The organism is Sphingobium sp. 15-1 (genome assembly GCF_013375535.1).
Taxonomy (GTDB): Bacteria; Pseudomonadota; Alphaproteobacteria; order Sphingomonadales; family Sphingomonadaceae; genus Sphingobium; species Sphingobium aromaticivastans.
Genome location: NZ_JABXJG010000001.1, coordinates 606,915 through 627,094, shown reverse-complemented (window position 1 = coordinate 627,094; position 20,180 = coordinate 606,915). Strand labels below are relative to the sequence as shown.

Genomic DNA, 20,180 nt, shown 5'->3' with positions numbered 1-20,180 from the left:
CATTGAGGACGGATCGGCAAGACGTGTCTGTTATAGTGCCCCTCAACATCATGTCGCAGGACGCGATCGAGCATCTGCTCGACGCCGCCTTCGGCCCTGACCGGCACGGCCGCACCGCCTATCTGATTCGGGACGGCATGCACTGGCTGCCCGAGCTGTCCTTCGGGATCGAGGATGAGAAGGGCAGGCTCATCGGCTCCCTGCAAAGCTGGCCCGTCGCCCTCACCCATGAGGATGGCGGCCAGACGCCGCTGATCATGGTCGGTCCCGTCGCCGTGGACCCGTCGGTGCAGGGCACCGGTCACGGTCGCGCCATGATGGACGCAGTCGTCACCGCCGCCCGCGCTCATCGCAGCGACCCGCTGATGATGATTGGCGATCCGGAATATTATGGCCGGTTCTGGGGCTTTTCGGCGCAGGGCACCGGCGGCTGGGATTGCCCCGGCCCGTTCGAAGCGCGCCGCCTGCTGGCGCTCTCCGTCGATGGGCGCGCCATCGGCGGCAAGGGCATGCTCAGCCCGCGGATCGCCGTCCAGGCCTGAAATTTCCCTTTTGCCTTCGGGCGCGCTGGCTCCTATCTCGACCCTATGCCGATGGAGCCGCCCCCCGATCTTGCCAGCCTTTCCCTCACCGATATTGCGCGCTTGCTGGCGGAAAAGCGCCTGCCGCCGGTCGAAAAATGGAATCCCGACCATTGCGGCGACAGCGATATGCGCATCGCCCGCGACGGCACCTGGTTCCATCAAGGCTCGCCCATCGGCCGCGAAGCCATGGTCCGTCTCTTCTCGACTATCCTGCGCCGCGAGGCGGACGGCGGCTATGTCCTCGTCACGCCGGTCGAAAAGCTTTCGATCGAGGTGGAGGATGCCCCCTTCGTCGCCGTAGAGCTCAAGAGCGAGGGCGAGGGCCGGGAACGCAGCCTGGCCTTTCGTCTCAACACCGGCGATCTGGTCGCCGCCGGTCCGGACAATGCGCTGATGCTGCGCGAGACGCCGGACGGGCCGCACCCCTATCTCCATGTGCGCGGCGGGCTGGAGGCGCTGATCGCCCGCAGCGTCTATTATGAGCTGATGAACCTTGCGCTGGACGAAGGCGCCGATCCCATCGGCCTCTGGAGCGACGGCGCCTTCTTCGCGCTGGACGGATCGGCATGACGCTGGCGGAGCGATTGCGAACCGCCTTGAGGGAAGGGCATGAGCGCGAAGTTCGCCTGCTGCTGTCGGACACGCGCGATCCGCGCATAGAGAGCGATCTCATCCTGGCCCCCGCCGCCGTGCTGGTCGCCATCACCGACCGTCCCGAACCCGGCCTCATCCTCACCCAGCGTTCTGCGAAATTGCGCAAGCATGCGGGACAGGTCGCCTTTCCCGGCGGCCGCGTCGACGATGATGACGCGGATGAGATCGCGGGCGCGTTGCGGGAGGCGCAGGAGGAGATCGGCCTCCTTCCCGATGTGGTCGACATCGTCGGCACGACGGATCGCTATCATACCTTTACCGGTTTCGACATCATCCCCGTGCTGGGGGTGATCCCGCCCGATCTGCCGCTCTTCCCCCAGGAAGCGGAGGTGGCGGAATTGTTCGAGGTTCCGCTTTCCTTCGCGCTTGACCCCGCCAACCGGATCAGGAAATCGATAGAATTTCAAGGTGTTGATAGGCATTATTACGAAATCATGTGGGAAGGGCGGCGCATCTGGGGCATCACCGCCGCCATCCTCGCCAATCTGTCGCGGAGGCTAGGCCATGACCAGCCTGTTGCCTGATGCCGAGTGGCGCCATCGGCCCGGCCTGGACGCGCTGCTCAAGGCGCTGGGTGCCGAACAAGGCCTGACCCGCTTCGTCGGCGGCGCGGTGCGCGACGGGCTGCTTGGCCTGAAAGTGAACGATCTGGACATCGCGACCGTCACTGAACCGCAGGGAGTCATCGACCGCCTGAAAGCCGCTGGGATCAAGGCCGTTCCCACCGGCATCGAGCATGGCACCGTCACGGCGGTCATCCATGGCTGGCCGGTCGAGATCACCACCCTGCGCCGCGACGTCAGCACCGACGGCCGCCGCGCCACCATCGCCTATACCGGCGATTGGCGCGAAGACGCCGCCCGGCGCGACTTCACGATCAATGCGCTTTATGCCGACCCGCTCACCCATGAGATCACGGATTTCTTCGGCGGGGTGGCGGACCTTCAGGCCCACCGGGTCCGCTTCATCGGGGATGCGGACGCCCGAATCGCGGAGGACCATCTTCGCATCCTGCGCTATTTTCGTTTCCTCGCCCGCTTCGGCCATGACGAACCCGATGCGCAGGCCTATGCCGCCTGCCGCGCCGCCGCCAACAGCCTGATGGCGCTGTCGCGGGAGCGGATTGCGGACGAATTGCTCAAATTGCTGGTGATCCGCAGCCCCCTTGCCTCGCTTAAGCTCATGATCGACGGGGGCATATTGCTGCCGGTCATCCCCGAAATCGACGGGGACGGGCTTGCCCGCCTTTCGGTGCTGATCGAGCGCGAAGCCGCCTCCGGCACCAGCGCTTCGGCGGTGCGCCGTCTGGCCGTGCTTCTGCCTTCCGATCCGAACACCGCCGATCAGGTCGGCGCCCGGCTCAAATTGTCCAACAAGGCCCGCAAGCGCCTCATCACGGCGCTGGACGGGGGCACTGCCGGCATGACGCCCCGCACCCTTGCCTTTCAGATCGGCGTCGAAGGGGCCGTCGACCGCATCTTGATCGATCCGTCGGCGCCGCTGGACGGCCTGAAGATGCTCGCGGACTGGACGCCGCCGCGCCTGCCGCTGGGCGGCGGCGCGCTGATCGCGCGCGGGCTGCAACCCGGCCCGGACGTGGCCAAAGCGCTGGCGGAGGTTCAGCAAATCTGGGTGGCTGAGGGCTTTCCCGATGAAGCCCGCGTGGCCGAGATCGCGGATCAGACCGTCTCGAAATTCCAGCGCGCGCGCCAATAATCGAAGGCTTCGCTTTCCTGCATCGGCCGCGCGAAATAATAGCCCTGCCCCTGCCAGCAGCCCAGATTCTGCAGCGCATGGGCCAATTCCTGCGTCTCGATCCCTTCGGCCGTCACGTGCAGGCCCAGCGATTCGGCCAGCGACAGGATGGTGCGCACCATGATTTCCTTGTCGCGATCCTCCAGCATGGAGGTCACGAAACTGCGGTCGATCTTCAATATGTCGATCGGCAGGCTATGCAGGCTCGCCAGGTTCGAATAGCCGGTGCCGAAATCGTCCATGGCGATCGGCATTTGCAGATCCTTGAGCGCGAACAACAGCTTCCGCGCCTTTTCCGGATCGGCCACGATGGCGCTTTCGGTCAGTTCCGCGGTTAGACGGTTGCCGGAAATGCCCGAATAGCGCAGCGATTCCTCGAACATGGAGGCGACATCGTCGCGCGCCATCTGAATGGGGGAAAGGTTCACATTGACGCCCACCGGCAGCGGCTGGCCGAATTTCGCGTCCCACCGGCTGAGCGCCTGCGCCGCTTCATAGGCGGCCCAGCGACCCAGCGGCGTGATCAGCCCGCTTTCTTCCGCCACGGCGATGAACTCGACGGGCGAGACATGGCCCAGCTCTTCATCCTCCCAGCGCGCCAATGCCTCAAATCCGGTCATTTCTCCGGTTTGGAGATGAATGAGCGGCTGGAAAGCCAGAGTCAGGCCACCCTGCGCCAGCGCATCGCGCAGGCGGCTCTCCACAGAGAAACGCCGCTGCGCCTCCTTCAACACGCCATTGCGGTAGATTTCCACCTTGCCGCTGCGCTTGGCGATCTTCACCGCCGCCTGCGCCTTGCGCACCACGTCTTCCGGGTCTTCGCGCAGGCTGGTCGACAGGGCGCAGCCGATCGCGCAATCGACGCGGATTTGCAGATCGCTCAGTCTGATGGGATAGCTAAGCGCGTCGCGAATGCGTTGAACGATATGAAGAGCGTCCGACAAGCCATTGTTCAAGCGCGCAAAAATGGCAAAATCATTGCCGCCTATGCGGGCCAGGACATCGCCCTGGCGCAGACCCGACTTCAGCCGCTTGGCCACGGTGATCAAAAGCTCGTCACCGGCCATCGGCCCCAGGGACTCATTGACCCGACTGAACCGGCTGAGATCGATCGCGATGATCCCGAACTGCGCATTGTCCGGCCAGGGGGCGTTGGTCAGCCGGTCTTCGATTTCCTCGCCAAAGCCGGTTCGGTTGGGCAGAGCGGTCAGGCCGTCCGACAATAATTCCCGCCGCAAATTCTTTTCGATCGCCCGGTCGCTGGTGCGGTCAAGGGCGGTGAACAGGAAAAGATTGGGCTCTCCCTTCAGTTGGGGCAGGCGGCCCACCGTGCAATAAAAATATTCGGGCCCCAAAGCACCGTCGCGGCGCAATTCGAATCCCTCCGAATCGCGTTCCGACAAGACGCATTGCGCGATGCGCTTGCGCCACTCCGCGACGTGGGGCCGCTCGGCCTCTTCCGACCCGCGGGGGTTGAAATAATTGCCGAAGGCAGCGTTAGTCGCCACCATCGACAAACTATTGTTCTGAAATGAAAATGTTGCTGCAGGATAGGGCAAGGCGGCCAACCAGTCGGTTATCGCCACGCGATGCGAAAGTTGCGCGTCATCTACCCCCGCAAGGAGGTCGATCTTCGGCATTTCAGTCGGCCGATCGCGCATCGACATGGATTCCATAGGTCCGGCGATAGGACCAATGGGTAAATTTTCGGGAAACGACATTCCCGTATCCGACATGACGGCAGCGAAAAAATCAGTCCTCAGAACCGGTTATCGCGGGGGAAACCCGTAGGCGGCATCCGCCCCGCAGCGCCTCTCGCGACACGCCATGGCGTCATGTCCGCTTCCGTCCGCGTCCGGCCCGAGCCGCCACCCATGGCCCAGCTCAGACCATCCGATAGGCGAAAGGCAATGGCGTCCGACAATCCACCGTCGCGGTAACGCTGCATCTGCACACCCTGCCCCCGCGCCATGCGCGGCATTTCGATCAGCGAGAAGACTAGCAACTTGCGATTCTCGCCCACCACCGCGACGCTGTCCGCCTCGGGCGCGACGGGATGTACGACGCTGAGCTTCGCGCCGGTCCGGACATTCACGACCTGCTTGCCCTTCCGCGTTTCCGCGATCACGTCGGCCACCGCCGCCACGAAGCCGCGCCCATCCGAAGATGCCAGCAGCAATTCGCCGCCAGTGCGCGCAGGCATCAGCGCCACGATATTGCCGGTCCCGTCCATGTCGACCAGCGACCGCACCGGATCGCCAAAGCCGCGCCCGCCCGGCAGCTTGTCCGCGCCCAGGGTGAAGATGCGCCCGGTTTCCGTCGCCAGCAGCAGCTTGTCGGTGGTCTGCGCATGGAAGGCGATCATCGGACCGTCACCTTCCTTGAACTTCAGCGTATCCGCCGAAGCCAGGTCGCGATGCCCGCTCATCGCCCTGATCCAGCCGCGTTCGGACAGGATCACGGTGATCGGTTCCTTCTCGATCATCGCCTCCAGCGGGATTTCCCGCGCGGGGGCCGCTTCCTCGACCAAGGTGCGGCGCTTGCCGAAATCGCTGTCGGGCGAATAGCGTTTGCGCAGGTCGGCCAGGTCTTTTTTCAGCCGCGTCCGCTGCCGCGCCGGGCTTTCGACCAGCTTGGTGAGTTCGTCGCGCTCCTTCAGCAGCTCCGAATGTTCGCGCCGCAGCTCCATCTCCTCCAGCTTGCGCAAGCTGCGCAGCCGCATGTTGAGGATCGCCTCGGCCTGCCGGTCGTTGAGGCCGAACTCAGCCATCATCACTTCTTTCGGCTCATCCTCGGTACGGATGATCTCGATCACCCGGTCGAGGTTGAGATAGGCGATGATATAGCCGTCGAGCAGTTCCAGCCGCGCCGCGATCTTGTCCAGCCGGTGCTGGGCGCGCTTCACCAGCACGTCGATCTGATGTTTCAGCCACTCGATCAGCACGGGCTTCAGACCCAGCACACGCGGCGTGCGCGAGCCATCCAGCACGTTCAGGTTCAGCGGGAAGCGGTTTTCCAGGTCGGTCAGCCGGAACAGGCTGTCCATCAGCACATCGGGATCGACGGTGCGGGCGCGGGGTTCGATGACGATGCGGATGAGTTCATCGCTCTCATCGCGCACATCAGCCAGAATCGGCAGCTTCTTGTCGTTGATGAGCGCCGCGATCTGCTCGATCAGCTTGGATTTCTGCACCTGGAAGGGGATTTGCGTGACCACCGCGACCCAGGTGCCGCGCCCGCCATCCTCCTTGTGCCAGCGCGCGCGGGTTCGAAACGATCCTCGCCCCGTCGTGTAAGCCTCTGAAATGATGGAAGCACTATCCACCAGCACACCGCCGGTCGGGAAGTCCGGCCCGCGCACGATCTGCATCAGATCGGCATGCTCCGCCTCCGGATTGTCGATCAACAGGCTGGCGGCGTCGATCAGTTCCGCAACATTGTGCGGCGGGATGCTGGTCGCCATGCCGACCGCGATGCCGGTGGCGCCATTGGCGAGAAGATTGGGGAAAAGGCCGGGAAAGACCTCCGGCTCCTGATCCTCGCCATTATAGGTCGGGCGGAATTCGACGGTGCCCTCGTCCAGCCCCGCCATCAGGTCGGCCGCCGCCTGCGTCAGCCGCGCCTCGGTATAGCGCATCGCCGCCGCATTATCGCCGTCGATATTGCCGAAATTGCCCTGCCCATCGACCAGCGGCGTGCGCAGCGAGAAGTCCTGCGCCAGACGCACCATGGCGTCATAGACCGACGCGTCGCCATGGGGGTGATATTTACCAATGACGTCACCGACGACGCGCGCGCATTTCTTGTAAGCCGTGGTGTTGCGCGCCGGATTGGCGACCAGCACGTCGGGCGAGGCGCCGCCCGGCTCCATCCTGAGCAGCCGCATCGCCCATAGCAGGCGGCGATGCACCGGCTTCAACCCGTCGCGCAGATCGGGCAGCGATCGCGCCGTGATGGTGGACAACGCATAGACGAGGTAGCGCTGGGACAGCGCATCGTCGAACGGGTGATCCTTGATAGCGTCGAACGGGTCGCGAAAATCGGTCATCGCGGAGGGAATAGCAGTGCCGCGACAAAACGGAAACGGGGTTTAGGGCACCAAAGTGAGGCTAATTACAACGTGCTCCTGCGAAGGCAGGAGCCCAGTTCGAAGGTCGCGATTTTATGCAAGGGCAGAACTGGGTTCTCACGAGCCACTTGTCTCGTTCGAATGCCTTCGCAGGAACACACAACATCAACGCATATCACTGGGGCAGAAAACGCCCGTCCGGATCAGCCGCGATTTCCCGCGCAAACTCCGCGCCGATCCAGTCGCGAAAGGCCTTCACCTTGGGCGTGTTGCGGGCGTGGGGCGGATAGGCCACCCAATAGCTTGCCCGCTCCTTCACATAGGATGGCACCGCCTCCATCAGCAGCCCGGCCTCCACCTCCGCTTTCCAGAGAAAGAGGTTGACGATGGCGACGCCCTGCCCCGCCATGGCCGCGCGCCCCTCCATCACCTGGGAATCGAGCGCGATGCCGGGCGGCAGCGCCTTGTCGTCGGCTTCGACCCCGACGCCGGCGAACCATTCATGCCACCACATGTCGTCCGGCGACAGGCGCGGCATGGCGTGCAAGGCGCGCGGATCGGCAATCGGGCCGTTCTTCGCCAGCCAGCCGGGGCTGCACAAGGGCGCCAGCCGATTATGGGTGAGCAACTTCGCTTCCACCCCCGGCCATCTCCCCTCTCCGCCCCGCACCGCCACATCCACGCCGTCGCGGGCGAAATCCACGACCCTGTCCGTCGCATCGATCCGCACCGCCAGCCCCGGCTGCCGCATCTGGAACGCCCCGATGCGCGGAGCCAGCCACAGATGCGCGAAGCTGTTGGAGCAACTGACCGTCAGCACTGTCGAATGGTCCTGCGTCAGCGCGGCGAAACCCTGCCGCATCTGATCGAAGGCGCGGGTGAGGATGGGCGCGATCTCCCGCCCCTTGTCGGTCAGCGCGACCTTCCGCCCCGCCCGCTGGAACAGGCTGATTCCCAGCCGCTCTTCCAGCAACTTCACCTGATAGCTGACCGCCGCCTGGGTCATGCCCAATTCCTGCGCGGCGGCGGTGAAATTCTCCATCCGCGCCGCGGCTTCGAACACGCGGATGGCGGACAAGGGCGGCAATTGGCTCATGCCCCATCAATAAGCCAGCCTTATATGTAGCGTCCATCCTTTTGTTGGCGGCCGTTAGGGAAAAGAGCGATAGGCATTCGACCGAAACAAATGCGTTTCGCCCTTCCAGCATGGAAAAAGGAGCCCGTCATGCACCAGTCTGACGACGCCCGGCTGTGCGCCAACAGCCATGAAAGGTCCGCTGCCCCCTCCGGCCTGCCCACCCTTTCCCGCCTGATCGCCACCGTCATGCAGGCCTTCTGCACGCTTCATCGCATCGCCTGGTCCGCGCCCTGGACGGAGGAACGGCGGTGAAGCCGCTCAAAAATCGCGAAGGCTGTCCGACGGGGCTTGCACATTCCGCGCCAGGCGCCACTTTGCGCGCGTGTCCGATTCCCGTCTTTCCCCTCTTCCCGATCTTCCCCCTCCGCCGCCCGCGCTGCTGATCGGGGCCGCTTTGTTCCTCGATTTCGACGGCACGCTGGCGCCGATCGCGGCCACGCCCGACGGCGTTGTAGTAGACGAGGAACTGCTCGCCCTGCTGGAACGGCTGCGCGATCGGCTGGACGGCCGCCTCGCCATCGTCAGCGGCCGTTCCGTCGCGACATTGCGGGAGCTGGGTTTTGGCGCCTTTCTGCTGGCGGGCACCCATGGGCTGGAATTTGCGGAACCCGGCGAAACGGCGGAGGCGCCCGCCCGCCTGCCCGCCATCGACGAGGCCGAAGCCGTCTTCCAGTCCTTTGCCGCCAACAAGCCCGGCCTGCTGGTCGAGCGCAAAACGATCAGCGTCGGCCTTCATTTTCGCGGCGCTCCGCAATGGGGCCAGGATGCCCGCGACCTTGCCGAAACGCTGGCGAACCGGCTTGGCCTCGCCCTGCAGCCGGGCAAGATGCTCTACGAATTGCGGCCCGGCGGCGCCGACAAGGGCACGGCCGTCCACAGCCTCATGCAGCGCAGGCCGATGGCGGGCGGAAAACCGGTCTTCATCGGTGATGACGTGACGGATGAGGAAGGCTTTGCCGTCGCCCGTGCTCTGGGCGGCGCGGGCGTTCTGGTCGGCGCGCCCCGGGCCACGCTCGCCGCATTCTCTTTGGAACAGGTTGCCGCCGTCAGGCATTATCTTGCCGAGGGGGTCGCTGGCATCGACTGATCCGATCGGCGCCCCTTTCGTGCACGAACAAGGGGGACGGACCGATAGCGACGCAGAAAAACGACAGAATGGGCGGCAGCGAGCGCACGCTCGACCTCTGGCCCATCGGCAATTGCCAGGCATCGGCGCTGATCGACCGCGCCGGGCGGATGATCTGGGCCTGCGTCCCCCGCGTGGACGGCGATCCCGTCTTTTCGGCGCTGCTGGACGATGCGGCATGGGACACGCCGGAGGCACGCGGCTTCTGGGCCATCGAACTGGAAAACTGCACCCGGATAGAGCAACATTATATCCGCAACACGCCCGTCCTGGTCACGCGCCAGAGCGACGATCAGGGCAATGCGATAGAGCTTTACGATTTCAGCCCCCGCCACAAGCATCAGGGCCGCATGTACCGTCCGGTGGCCTTCGCCCGCATCGTCCGGCCGATCTCCGGCAGCCCGCGCGTCCGCGTCCGGCTGCGCCCGACCACCTCCTGGCATTCGGAAAAAGTGCCGATCAGCTACGGCTCCAACCATATCCGGCTGGTGCTGTCTTACATGGCGATGCGCGTGTCCACCAATGCGCCTATCGGCCTGATCAGCCAGGAAAGCTGGTTCCGGATCGAACATGACATGCATTTCTTCCTGGGGCCGGATGAAAGCTTTTCCGACGCCCTCCGCCCGGCGGTGGAGCGGATGCTGGACGACACCATCCTGGAATGGCAGATGTGGGTCCGGGGCCTGGCCATCCCCGCCGAATGGCAGGAGGCGGTCATCCGCTCCGCCATCACGCTCAAGCTTTGCCAGCATGAGGAAACCGGCGCGATCGTCGCGGCGCTGACCACCAGCATCCCCGAACATGCCGACAGCGGCCGCAACTGGGATTATCGCTACTGCTGGATCAGGGACGCCTATTATACTGTCGAGGCGCTCAATCGCCTGGGTGCGCTGGACGTGTTGGAAAGCTATCTCGTCTATCTGCGCAACATCGTCGACGGCGCGCGGGGCGGCCATATCCAGCCGCTCTACGACGTCCGCGGCAACGCCACGCTCGAGGAGCGGGAGGCGCAGAATCTCCCCGGATACCGGGGCATGGGGCCGGTGCGGATCGGCAATGCCGCCTATTCGCAGATCCAGCATGACGCCTATGGCCAGATCGTCCTGTCCTCCGTCCAGGGCTTCATAGACCAGCGCCTGCTGCGTATGGCCGGCCCGGCGGATTTCGAGGCGCTGGAGGCCGTGGGCGAACGTGCCTGGCAGGTCTATGACCAGCCCGATGCGGGCCTATGGGAATTGCGCACCCGCGCCCATGTCCACAGCTATAGCGCGGTCATGTGCTGGGCGGCATGCGACCGGCTCGCCCATGCCGCGACCGCCATGGGCCTGCCGGAACGCGAAATCCATTGGCGCGAGCGGGCTGAGGTGATGAAGGCCCGCATCCTCCAATCCGCCTGGCGGACCGACAGCAATGCCATTTCCGCCAATTTCGAGGATGATGCGCGGGACGCTTCCCTCCTCCAACTGCTCGACCTGCGCTTCCTGACCGCGGACAATCCCATGTTCGTGGGGACGCTGACGGCACTGGAAAAGGATCTGCGGCGCGGCAACGACATGCTCCGCTACAGCGCGCCCGACGATTTCGGGGAGCCGGTCACCGCCTTCAACGTCTGCACCTTCTGGCTGATCGAGGCACTGCACCGCACCGGCCGCGGCGAGGAGGCACGGTCCCTGTTCGAAGAGATGCTCTCCCGCCGCACCGCAGCCGGGCTGCTGTCGGAGGACATCGACCCTGTCTCTGGGGAATTATGGGGGAACTATCCCCAAACCTACTCATTGGTCGGCATTATCAACTGCGCCGTGCTATTGAGCAAACCATGGAGCGTGATGCGATGAGGCGCTTGGCATGGAGGCGCTTGGCATGAGCCGTTTGATAGTCATTTCCAACCGGGTCAGCAAACCCAGCAAGACCGGCAATCAGGGCGGCCTTGCCGTCGCCTTGTCGCAGGCCCTGCGCGAAAGCCGGGGCATCTGGGTCGGCTGGTCCGGCGAAGTCACGGAAAATTTCACCGGGCAGATCGGCTTTTCCGAGGATGAAGGGGTCAAGACCGCGACCATCGACCTCGAAGAACAGGATGTCGACGAATATTATAACGGCTATGCCAACAAGACGCTCTGGCCGCTGTTCCATTTCCGCATCGATCTGGCCGAATATGAGCGCGATTTCGAGGGCGGCTACAACCGCGTCAACCAGCGTTTCGCGGACACCACCAGCCCGCTGATCGAACCGGAAGACGTCATCTGGGTCCAGGATTATCACATGATCCCGCTGGGCCGGATGCTGCGGGACCGGGGCCATGACAATCGCATGGGCTTCTTCCTGCACATCCCCTGGCCGCCGACCCGGCTGCTGGTATCGCTCCCCCATCATAGCAAATTGGTGCAGGCTCTTTTCGCCTATGATGTCGTGGGCTTCCATACCGAGGAATGGCTGGAATCCTTCCGCCATTATGTGGAACGGGAAATGAACGGCTCCGTGGACGGCGACTTTGTGACGCTGGGCGACCGCACCATTCAGGCCATCGCCTGCCCAATCGGCATCAACGCGCAGGAATATGCCCATGCTGCCGTCAGCGAAGCGGCCAGCGACATGTATGAAAAGGTCCGCCGCTCCCTCCAGGATCGCGTCATGATCGTGGGGGTCGACCGGCTGGACTATAGCAAGGGTCTGGAGGAACGTTTCAACGGCTATGCCCGCTTCCTGAAGGACCATAGCGAACACCATCGCAACATCGTGCTGACACAGATCGCTCCGCCCTCCCGCGGGGAGGTGGAGAGCTATCAGCATATCCGCGCAACGCTGGATTCCCTCGCCGGCCGCATCAACGGCGAATATAGCGATGTCGACTGGACGCCGATCCGCTACGTCAACCAGGGCTATCCCCGCGACAAGCTGGCGGGCATCTATCGCGCGGCGAAGATCGGCCTTGTCACGCCGCTGCGCGACGGCATGAACCTGGTCGCCAAAGAATATGTGGCGGCGCAAAATCCTGACGATCCCGGCGTTCTCATCCTGTCGCGCTTTGCTGGGGCCGCCCAGCAGCTCAAGGACGCGCTGCTGATCAACCCCTACAGCCCGGAGGAGATGTCCGACGCCATCACCCGCGCTCTCGCCATGCCGCTCGATGAGCGCAAGCGCCGCTGGCGCGCCATGATGGACAGCGTGGAACAGCAGGACATAAGTTGGTGGCGCCAGCGCTTCACCGAACGGCTGATGGCGGTAGAGCGCAACGCCGCGGTGAAGCCGGAAGCGGAACCGGCTTAACTTTCATCCATCGGGCGCTACTGTCGGAGCGATGGAAGATGAAGAAGAAGCACGCGGCCCGATCGCCGCCATCCGCGCCCGGTCGGGCGTCCTGTTGGGCGCGGTCGGGCTGGTTGCCTGGCTCGCGCTGATCTGGTTCATGTTCGGGGACGTATTGTAACGGGTTTCCTTTCCGGACCCATCCATTTGCACCCCCGCCCCTTTTCGTCTAAGGGCCAGCCCAAGCAGCCCCGGCACCCGCTGATCCTTTCCGATTCGCGTTTGCCGGGGCACATTCATTATTGGGAAGACAGGAACCGCATATGGCCCGTCGCCGCCAGATCTACGAAGGCAAGGCAAAGATCCTTTACGAAGGCCCCGAGCCGGGCACGATCATCCAATATTTCAAGGATGACGCGACCGCTTTCAATGCCCAGAAAAAGGGCACGATTTCAGGCAAGGGCGTCCTCAACAACCGGATTTCCGAGCATATCTTCACCCTACTCGGCCAGATCGGCGTTCCCACCCACTTCATCCGCCGCCTCAACATGCGCGAGCAGCTCGTCCGTCAGGTCGAGATCGTGCCGATCGAAGTCGTGGTGCGCAACGTCGCCGCCGGTTCGCTCAGCAAGAAGCTGGGGATCGAGGAAGGCACACAGCTTCCCCGGACGCTGATCGAATATTGCTACAAGGACGATGCGCTGGGCGACCCGCTGGTGTCCGAAGAGCATATCGCCTGCTTCGGCTGGGCAACGCAGGACGAGATGCATGACATTGCCGACATGGCAATCCGCATCAACGACTTCATGTGCGGCCTGTTCGCGGGCATCGGCATCCGCCTGATCGACTTCAAGCTGGAATTCGGCCGCCTGTGGGACGGCGAATATAGCCGCGTCATCCTGGCCGACGAGATCAGCCCGGACGGTTGCCGCCTGTGGGACATGACGACCGGCGAAAAGCTGGACAAGGACCGTTTCCGCCGCGATCTGGGCGGCGAAGTCGAGGCTTATCAGGAAGTCGCCCGCCGCCTGGGCCTGATGCCCGAAGGCGCGGACACGACCGTCCTTGACCTCGACACCCACCGCAAGAAGCGCGGCAAGGATTGATGGAGTCCGGCGCGCTGCTCAGGCGAGCAGCGCGTCCGCCATCAGCTTGATCCCCAGCAGCACCATCAGCACATAGATGAGCGTGTAGAAGCGCGCCGCATCGACCCGCCGCACCAGCACCACGCCCGCCAGCGTCGACAGGACAGCCAGCGGAATCAACATCGCCGTCGCCATCAGATTGGCCCGGGTGAACTGCCCCAAAGCGGCATAAGAGAAGAGCTTCATCCAGTTCATCGTGGCGAAGGCGATCGCGGTCGTCCCCACCAGCATGTCGCGGGGCAGCCGCTTGGGCAGCACCCACATCTGGAAGGGCGGCGATCCGGCATGGGCGATCTGGCTGGTGAAGCCGCTCGCCACGCCGAACAGCACCCCCATCCAGTCCGGCGAACTGGACGGCAACACCATCGCGCCGCCGCGTTCGACCCAGAGCCGCTGCAGGCCGAACAGCGCCGAAATCAGGCCGAGCACCCCCAACACCGCGACTTCGGACACCTGGGCCGCGAAAAAATAGCCAAGGCCGATCCCCGTCGCCATGCCGGGCAACATGACCGTCAGGACATGCCGGTCCCAGCTATGCCGGAAGGACCAGACGCTGACGGCATCCTGCAGAATCAGGATCGGCAACAGGATCGCCGCTCCCCTCACCGGATCGACTCCCAGGGCCATGATCGGCATGGCGAGCGCGCCGACTCCGGCGAATCCGCCTTTGGCAAGGCCGGACAGGATCACCGCAGCGATGGCGCAGGCATAATAGAGATATTCCGCATTCATGGCGCCCGCCTAAAGCAAGAGCGCCGATGGGGGCAGCATGTTTTTCTGCAGGATTGATCAGTTTTGCGCGCGATAGCCGATCAATACGCCAAAGGTGAAGGTTGCCACCAGCGCAAGCTGAACCCGGCCATGGGGATCGTCATAGCCCATGACCTGCTGACCGAAGGCAAACAACCCGACAAACATCGCCAAAGCAAGACCGGCCATGAAAACCCTACCCTCCGGCGCGGAGGATAGCGCGGCTGTCGCTAACAAAAGCATAATGCCTTGCCTGCCGGGCGCTCCGGGATTAGGGGGTGCGCCAAGGCCAAGTTTACGGAGTTCCCTGCCCCATGAAAGCCCGCATCTTCGTCACCCTCAAGGGCGGTGTCCTCGACCCGCAGGGCAAGGCGATCCATCATGCGCTGGAAGGCCTTGGCTTTGGCGGCGTCAATGACGTGCGCGCGGGCAAGCTGATCGAGCTGGACCTGGCCGACGGCACCAGCGACGAGGAAATCGACGCCATGTGCCGCAAGCTGCTGGCGAACACGGTGATCGAAAACTACCGCATCGAAAAGGCCTGAGCCATGAAGAGCGCCGTCATCGTCTTCCCCGGCAGCAATTGCGACCGCGACCTCGCCGTGGCGTTCGAGGCGGCGACCGGCGCGAAGCCCGCCATGATCTGGCATCGCGACACGGAACTGCCCGATGATCTCGACCTGATCGGCGTGCCGGGCGGCTTTTCCTATGGCGACTATCTGCGCTCCGGCGCGATGGCGGCGCGTTCGCCGGTGATGCAGGCGGTGGCGAAGGCAGCGGATCGCGGGGCCTATGTGCTGGGCATCTGCAACGGTTTCCAGGTGCTGACCGAAAGCGGACTGCTGCCGGGCGCGCTGCTGCGCAATGCGGGCGGGCATTTCGTGTGCCGCGACGTCGCGCTGACGGTCGAGAATGCGCAGAGCGCCTTCACCAGCCGCTATGAGGCGGGCGAGGCGATCAGCTTTCCGGTGGCGCATCATGACGGCAATTATTTTGCCGATGCGGCGACGCTGGACCGGCTGGAGGGCGAAGGCCGCGTGGCGCTGCGCTACGCGGAGAGCGTCAACGGGTCGGCGCGGAATATCGCGGGCATATTGAACGAAGCGGGCAATGTGCTGGGCATGATGCCGCATCCCGAGCGCGTGATCGAGGCGGCGCATGGCGCGACCGATGGGCGGCGGCTGTTCGATGGGCTGGTCGAAGGGTTGCTGGCGCGGGCCTGAGAGGCGCTGACCCTCAGGGGGAGCCAAGTGGCATAGTTGGAGCTATGGAAGGTCGGGAAACTGCGGTTTCCTGGCCTTTTTCCATGTTCGCTATCGAGCGTTTCACCCCGAAGTTCACAGTGTATGCGCGCGCGTGCCTGGGCGCGCGTATGCGTGGCGGCGCGATGTGTCGGACGTTTCAAAGAGGGATGCGGGATAGGCTGGGTGGCGTGGAATAGGACAGGCGAAATCGGGGTTTGTTGGAGGAATAGGATGTTTTTTGAAGATGCTGTGACCTTTGGGTCACGCATGATCCTCAGCCAGTCATCCAAGCTCAGGGCCGGATGATTGAAAGGAGAGTCTGAAAACGACCAATGTCGGTCACGAATCCGCCGCGTTGCGTTTCCTGATTGCGAACGTTGAATGAACACTGCATCATCTAAGAGATGATGGATTTCTTAGCTGGTTTTATTGGATCGCTACTGCCTTGGCGCGCATGGGCGGGCATTGCTATCGCGATCCTACTATCCATCAGCGCCATAGCTATGTGGGCGTGATAGTCGCCTGACGACCATTTTGAGCCATAAGATGGAAGCTTGCAGACGCTGACAAGCAGACTTTTGCTGCGTCAACTTAAATGCCACAACGGTCATATGAAGATACGCTGTTGGATACCTGCCATCGCTCTTTTGGTCGCAGCGTGCGATCCTATTTCCGGCGTGAGGACGCGAGCAAATCTGACCGAAAAAGCGAACTTACCGTGTGTTGATCACACGATCAGAAAAATTGATGGCGTCGGACAGGTTGTCCATCGGGTTGACCGTAATGAGAGCTATCAAATTCTTCCTCATCGCGGAAAGATAATCAGCGTCATAAATCAGTGGAGATATGGACCAAATCAGAATGCAGCCCTGCAAATCGCGGACGATGGGAAAGAGCGTTCTTATTATAACGGCATGGAGAAAATGGGCGAGCCTTGGCCAGCGGCTCAACTCGACGCATTCATGCCCCTAATGAAAAAGGTGAACGAAGCCATAGAAGAAAATTGTGGCCTGCCCTTGCGTGCGACCAGTCAAGTCACCCGTAACTAGCGGTGTCAGCTTACAACTCTCTGCCGCTGGAAGCCGCCCGTCCACTATCCACCCAACCTTACCGTTTGCGGCGTTGAAAGCGCAGAATAGTACTACGTGTCAACAATCCCACACCTGTACATGAAAGCGCGATGATGAGCAGCGCGAGCCAGAACCATGTATTATCGCTTTTGCATGGCTGCGGAGCGCCTTCGCAGCCGCCACTTGCATAGGTGGCGATGAAGAAGAACGGCAAACCAAAAACGATGCCGAATATGGATGCGACTGCACATCCAATCCGCCCTGCGCCTGTAGCCGGGTTCCTATATCCTTCGTGATCCACCAATCGGATCATGTCTTAAGTCAATATCGCGAGCAAGGTCGGCTATAGCGGTTGTCAGCTTCAAACCGGACTGTCTCCTATCCACCCATCTTCGTCATTCCCGCGAAAGCGGGAATCTATTTCTTGACGTTACCTCAAGCGCAACGCTGGGGAGATGGATTCCCGCTTTCGCGGGAATGACGGAGGGAGGTTGGAGGCCCTCTAGCCGCCCCGGTGATAGTCATATTCGAAGGGGCGGCCTTCCTGTTTGGTCAGGATCGCGCCGATGATCGCGCCCCCCGCCCGGCGGAGGCGGTCGACCGCCACGCGCAGGCCGCCATGGTGGTTGCGGCCCCATTCCACCACCAACAGCGTCACCTGCGCCTTGCTCGCCAGCAGGCAGGCATCCGACAGGCCCAGGACCGGCGGCGCGTCGATCAGCACCGTGTCGTAGCGCTCGCGCACCGTCGCCAGCAGGGAATCCATCACGGGCGTGACCAGCAGTTCGGCCGGGCTGGGCGGGATCGCGCCGCAGGGGAGCAGGGATACGCCCGGCACGCCGCTGTCCACGATGACATCGTCCATCTTCGCCTGGCCCGTCATCAATTCGCTGATGCCGCGTGTGGGGGAGATGCCGAAGAGGCTGTGCTGCTTGGGCCGTCGCATGTCGGCGTCGATCACCAGCACGCGCTTGTCGAGCTTCGCCAGCGCTTTCGCCAGGGCATGGAGGGTCGAGGACTTCCCCTCCCCTTCCTGCGCGCTGGTGACGAGGATCGAGCGCGGCAGGCCCGCCGCCGATCCCAGCAGCAGCGAGGATGCCATGGGCGCGAAAATCTCCGCCGCGGGTTTCTCGCCCGCCGGGACGGCGCCGAGCAGCGGCAGGTTCACCCGCTCCGCTAGCGTGTCGGCGGAGGTCACGGCATCGTCGAAAATATGCCGTCCGGCGACCGCCATCAGCCCCAGGAGCAGCCCGCCCAGTGACGCGAACAACATGGTGACGCCGATATTGGGCGAGGATGGGCGCGAGGGCACCGCCGCCCGGTCCAGCGGCTGGATGCGGCCCGCCTGGAAACCCGCCTGCGAGGCCATGTCGCGATAGCGCTGGAGCAGGCTGTCGTGCAGCAGGCGATAGGTGTCGACCTGGCGTTCCAGGATGCTCATCTGCACGCCCCGGCCGCGTTCGGTCTGCGCCTGCCGCTCGACCTTGGCGATTTCGGACTGGATCTGTTTTTCGCCATGGATGGCGACGTCGAACTGTTCCTTGAGCGAGGCGCGGATGGTGTTGGCCATACCCTCCGCCTGATCGTCCAGCGCGGCCAGCCGGGCGCGGGCTTCGCGCATTTCGGGGTGGGCGTCCTTGCGGAACTGGCGTTCCTGCACGACCTGCGCCCGCGCCTGCGCCCGTTCCGTCATGATCTGCTGCATCGCGCCGTTGTTCAGCACTTCGGGCAGGGTCTCGACGCTGGACAGGCGGGCGCTTTCCCAGCGCTTCTGCGCGGCGATCCGGTCCGCTGTCGCCTGGGCGCGGAAGGCATTCAGTTGCGCGAGCCGGGTCGCGGTGGTGCCTTCGGGCGGGGTGTCACCGCTTTCGCCGTCCTTCGATTCCGATGGCGCGATCGCCCCGGTATTGGCGACATAGACGGCGAGGTCGCGCTCCGCCCGTTCCAGATCCTTGCGCGCGCCGTCCAGCTCCCCCAGCAGGAAGCGGCGGGCCTGAACCCCGGATTCGAAGCCGCGCTTCAGGTCGGCGCGGATCAGGCTGTCGGCATAGCTGTTGGCGACGCGGGCCGACAGCACCGAATCGGCGCTGGTGAAGCTGATGCGGATGACGCGGGACTTGCCGGGCAGTTCGACGTGGAGATTGTCGCGCAGCAGGTTCACGACCATTTCGGTTTCGACCTGCCGCTGGCTGAGCGAGCCTGCCCCCTGGTCCGGACGGCGCACATCCATGCCGTCGAAGAAGGTGCGGCTGCCGACCAGCGCCAGTTCGCGGGCCACATCCTCCGCCAGAGCGCGGCTGCGCAGTACCTCCAGCTCGGTCTGCATCAACGCTTCATTGTCGGAGGGCGTCGCCTGCCGTTGCGCGGCGGCGGCACCTGCGGCTCCGGCGGGAATATCCTCCACCTCGACCGAGGCGGTCGCCCGGTAATCGGGGGTGGAAAGCAGAATGAAGACCACGCCCGCCAGCACGCACAGCGCCATGGTGACGAACAGGATGATGCGATGCCGTCGCACCGCCACCCATGCCCCGTTCGCAGCGGTGGCGAAGCGCGCTGCGCGGCCCTCCATCGTGGTGGAGGCGGAAGCGCCGTCGATCAGCAGGCCCGGTCCCCCCATCAGAGCCCTCCGTCCAGCGCGACGAAGCCTGCGCCGACCGCTGGTAGTGCGAGCAGTGCGCCGCCCAATATCGCCTTGGCGCGGGAGAGGCCGACGATGATGGTGTCGCCGGGGAGGATTTCGGGATCGGGCGCCTCGCCCTTGCGAATAGCGCCGAGATCGAACATCGCCGCCTTGCGCTGGCCATCGGATTGGCGGACCACGACGATCCGGCTGAGGCTGGCGAGACGGGTCGGTCCTTTGGCGAGCGCGACCGCTTGTTGCAAGCTGAGGCGACCGTCGAGCGGGAACAGGCCCGGTTCGCGGACTTCGCCGTCGACGGTGATGCGGCGGCCCACCGCTTTCTTGACGAAGACCGTCACCTGCGGAGAGACGAGATAGCGGTCGCCCAGCCGCCCGGCGATGACGTCCGATGCTTCGCCGGCGGAAAGGCCTGCGACGGAGACGTCCCCGACCAGCGGCATGCGGACCATGCCGGCCGCCGTCACCTGCGCGTCTTCCAGCGACAGGCCCGGCTCGTGATAGATCTGGATGCGCAAGATGTCGTCGGGGGAGATGCGGTAATCGATGCCGACCGCTGGGGCGGGCGGGATGGCGGCATAGGCGGCATCCCCCTTCGGCGCGTCCTCCACGGTCGAGCAGGCGCCGAGCAGCGCGCAGGCCATGATCGTGGCCAGCATCTGGCTCTTGCTGTCGGTCGGCCGGTTCATGCCGTCAAAGTCCCCGCATCATTCAGGCAGCGCGTTCAAAACGCGCCGTTTCAGGCGGGGTTAACGGCGCAACCG

Annotated in this window: 21 protein-coding genes; 13 read left to right on the top strand and 8 right to left on the bottom strand. The window is 63.9% G+C overall.

Annotated elements, in window-relative coordinates; genetic code table 11:
* Nucleotides 1-23 precede the first annotated feature (23 nt).
* Genes HUK72_RS02895 through HUK72_RS02880 form a run of 4 tightly spaced genes read left to right on the top strand, consistent with a single transcriptional unit; the run spans nucleotide 24 to nucleotide 2,954 of the window.
* Nucleotides 24-542, top strand: coding sequence for an N-acetyltransferase (locus HUK72_RS02895; RefSeq protein ID WP_336950284.1), 519 nt, complete (start codon nucleotides 24-26; stop codon nucleotides 540-542).
* Nucleotides 543-587: 45 nt separating this feature from the next.
* Nucleotides 588-1,154, top strand: coding sequence for a DUF1285 domain-containing protein (locus tag HUK72_RS02890; RefSeq protein WP_176595447.1), 567 nt, complete (start codon nucleotides 588-590; stop codon nucleotides 1,152-1,154).
* The gene (locus tag HUK72_RS02885; protein WP_176595446.1) at nucleotides 1,151-1,762 is read left to right on the top strand and encodes a CoA pyrophosphatase; all 612 of its coding nucleotides are present in this window, start codon (nucleotides 1,151-1,153) and stop codon (nucleotides 1,760-1,762) included. The genes HUK72_RS02890 and HUK72_RS02885 overlap by 4 nt, the downstream gene beginning before the upstream one ends.
* Entirely contained in the window at nucleotides 1,743-2,954 is a 1,212-nt protein-coding gene (locus HUK72_RS02880) for a CCA tRNA nucleotidyltransferase (protein ID WP_176595445.1), read from the top strand. The genes HUK72_RS02885 and HUK72_RS02880 overlap by 20 nt, the downstream gene beginning before the upstream one ends.
* Here HUK72_RS02880 and HUK72_RS02875 read toward each other — a convergent pair.
* The 3 genes from HUK72_RS02875 to HUK72_RS02865 form a co-directional block, all read right to left on the bottom strand.
* On the bottom strand, nucleotides 2,918-4,660 hold the full coding sequence (locus HUK72_RS02875) for a bifunctional diguanylate cyclase/phosphodiesterase (protein ID WP_176595444.1): 1,743 nt from the start codon (nucleotides 4,658-4,660) through the stop codon (nucleotides 2,918-2,920). The genes HUK72_RS02880 and HUK72_RS02875 overlap by 37 nt on opposite strands.
* Nucleotides 4,661-4,752: 92 nt before the next feature.
* Nucleotides 4,753-7,041 (bottom strand): DNA topoisomerase IV subunit A, encoded by a 2,289-nt coding sequence (gene parC, locus HUK72_RS02870; protein ID WP_176595443.1) that lies wholly within the window; start codon nucleotides 7,039-7,041, stop codon nucleotides 4,753-4,755.
* Between the two features lie 196 nt (nucleotides 7,042-7,237).
* On the bottom strand, nucleotides 7,238-8,158 hold the full coding sequence (locus tag HUK72_RS02865) for a LysR substrate-binding domain-containing protein (protein ID WP_176595442.1): 921 nt from the start codon (nucleotides 8,156-8,158) through the stop codon (nucleotides 7,238-7,240).
* Between the two features lie 129 nt (nucleotides 8,159-8,287).
* On the opposite strand from HUK72_RS02865, the gene HUK72_RS02860 reads away from it, so the two are divergent.
* The 6 genes from HUK72_RS02860 (at nucleotide 8,288) to purC (ending at nucleotide 13,675) form a co-directional block, all read left to right on the top strand.
* Nucleotides 8,288-8,452, top strand: coding sequence for a hypothetical protein (locus HUK72_RS02860; RefSeq protein ID WP_176595441.1), 165 nt, complete (start codon nucleotides 8,288-8,290; stop codon nucleotides 8,450-8,452).
* A gap of 70 nt (nucleotides 8,453-8,522) precedes the next feature.
* Nucleotides 8,523-9,287 carry a trehalose-phosphatase gene (gene otsB / locus HUK72_RS02855; protein ID WP_176595440.1) on the top strand — a complete coding sequence of 255 codons (765 nt, stop codon included), beginning with the start codon at nucleotides 8,523-8,525 and terminating at the stop codon, nucleotides 9,285-9,287.
* Between the two features lie 68 nt (nucleotides 9,288-9,355).
* Complete coding sequence (locus tag HUK72_RS02850; protein ID WP_255325599.1) at nucleotides 9,356-11,161, top strand: glycoside hydrolase family 15 protein; 1,806 nt, start codon at nucleotides 9,356-9,358, stop codon at nucleotides 11,159-11,161.
* A gap of 25 nt (nucleotides 11,162-11,186) precedes the next feature.
* Nucleotides 11,187-12,590: an alpha,alpha-trehalose-phosphate synthase (UDP-forming) gene (otsA, locus tag HUK72_RS02845; protein ID WP_176595439.1), complete on the top strand. Its 1,404-nt coding sequence runs from the start codon at nucleotides 11,187-11,189 to the stop codon at nucleotides 12,588-12,590.
* A 31-nt stretch (nucleotides 12,591-12,621) separates the two neighbouring features.
* Complete coding sequence (locus HUK72_RS27125; protein WP_255325598.1) at nucleotides 12,622-12,750, top strand: hypothetical protein; 129 nt, start codon at nucleotides 12,622-12,624, stop codon at nucleotides 12,748-12,750.
* A 142-nt stretch (nucleotides 12,751-12,892) separates the two neighbouring features.
* Nucleotides 12,893-13,675 carry a phosphoribosylaminoimidazolesuccinocarboxamide synthase gene (gene purC, locus HUK72_RS02840; RefSeq protein WP_176595438.1) on the top strand — a complete coding sequence of 261 codons (783 nt, stop codon included), beginning with the start codon at nucleotides 12,893-12,895 and terminating at the stop codon, nucleotides 13,673-13,675.
* Nucleotides 13,676-13,693: 18 nt separating this feature from the next.
* Here purC and HUK72_RS02835 read toward each other — a convergent pair whose 3' ends face one another.
* Together HUK72_RS02835 and HUK72_RS02830 are read right to left on the bottom strand one after the other, a co-directional pair.
* Nucleotides 13,694-14,446, bottom strand: a complete 753-nt coding sequence (locus tag HUK72_RS02835) for a sulfite exporter TauE/SafE family protein (protein WP_176595437.1) — start codon at nucleotides 14,444-14,446, stop codon at nucleotides 13,694-13,696.
* A gap of 57 nt (nucleotides 14,447-14,503) precedes the next feature.
* Nucleotides 14,504-14,653, bottom strand: coding sequence for a hypothetical protein (locus tag HUK72_RS02830; RefSeq protein WP_176595436.1), 150 nt, complete (start codon nucleotides 14,651-14,653; stop codon nucleotides 14,504-14,506).
* Between the two features lie 125 nt (nucleotides 14,654-14,778).
* Here HUK72_RS02830 and purS point away from each other — a divergent pair, with 125 nt between their 5' ends.
* From purS to HUK72_RS02815, 3 genes are all read left to right on the top strand, one after another.
* Nucleotides 14,779-15,009, top strand: a complete 231-nt coding sequence (gene purS / locus HUK72_RS02825; RefSeq protein WP_100236998.1) for a phosphoribosylformylglycinamidine synthase subunit PurS — start codon at nucleotides 14,779-14,781, stop codon at nucleotides 15,007-15,009.
* A gap of 3 nt (nucleotides 15,010-15,012) precedes the next feature.
* Nucleotides 15,013-15,687 carry a phosphoribosylformylglycinamidine synthase subunit PurQ gene (gene purQ, locus HUK72_RS02820; protein ID WP_176595435.1) on the top strand — a complete coding sequence of 225 codons (675 nt, stop codon included), beginning with the start codon at nucleotides 15,013-15,015 and terminating at the stop codon, nucleotides 15,685-15,687.
* A 575-nt stretch (nucleotides 15,688-16,262) separates the two neighbouring features.
* Nucleotides 16,263-16,757 carry a hypothetical protein gene (locus tag HUK72_RS02815; protein WP_176595434.1) on the top strand — a complete coding sequence of 165 codons (495 nt, stop codon included), beginning with the start codon at nucleotides 16,263-16,265 and terminating at the stop codon, nucleotides 16,755-16,757.
* Nucleotides 16,758-16,815: 58 nt separating this feature from the next.
* Here the strand turns inward: HUK72_RS02815 and HUK72_RS02810 are convergent, their stop codons facing one another.
* From HUK72_RS02810 to HUK72_RS02800, 3 genes are all read right to left on the bottom strand, one after another.
* Nucleotides 16,816-17,091, bottom strand: coding sequence for a hypothetical protein (locus tag HUK72_RS02810; RefSeq protein ID WP_176595433.1), 276 nt, complete (start codon nucleotides 17,089-17,091; stop codon nucleotides 16,816-16,818).
* 189 nt (nucleotides 17,092-17,280) lie between these two features.
* Nucleotides 17,281-19,395, bottom strand: coding sequence for a polysaccharide biosynthesis tyrosine autokinase (locus HUK72_RS02805; protein ID WP_176595432.1), 2,115 nt, complete (start codon nucleotides 19,393-19,395; stop codon nucleotides 17,281-17,283).
* Nucleotides 19,395-20,105, bottom strand: a complete 711-nt coding sequence (locus HUK72_RS02800; protein WP_176595431.1) for a polysaccharide biosynthesis/export family protein — start codon at nucleotides 20,103-20,105, stop codon at nucleotides 19,395-19,397. The genes HUK72_RS02805 and HUK72_RS02800 overlap by 1 nt, the downstream gene beginning before the upstream one ends.
* Between the last annotated feature and the right edge of the window lie 75 nt (nucleotides 20,106-20,180).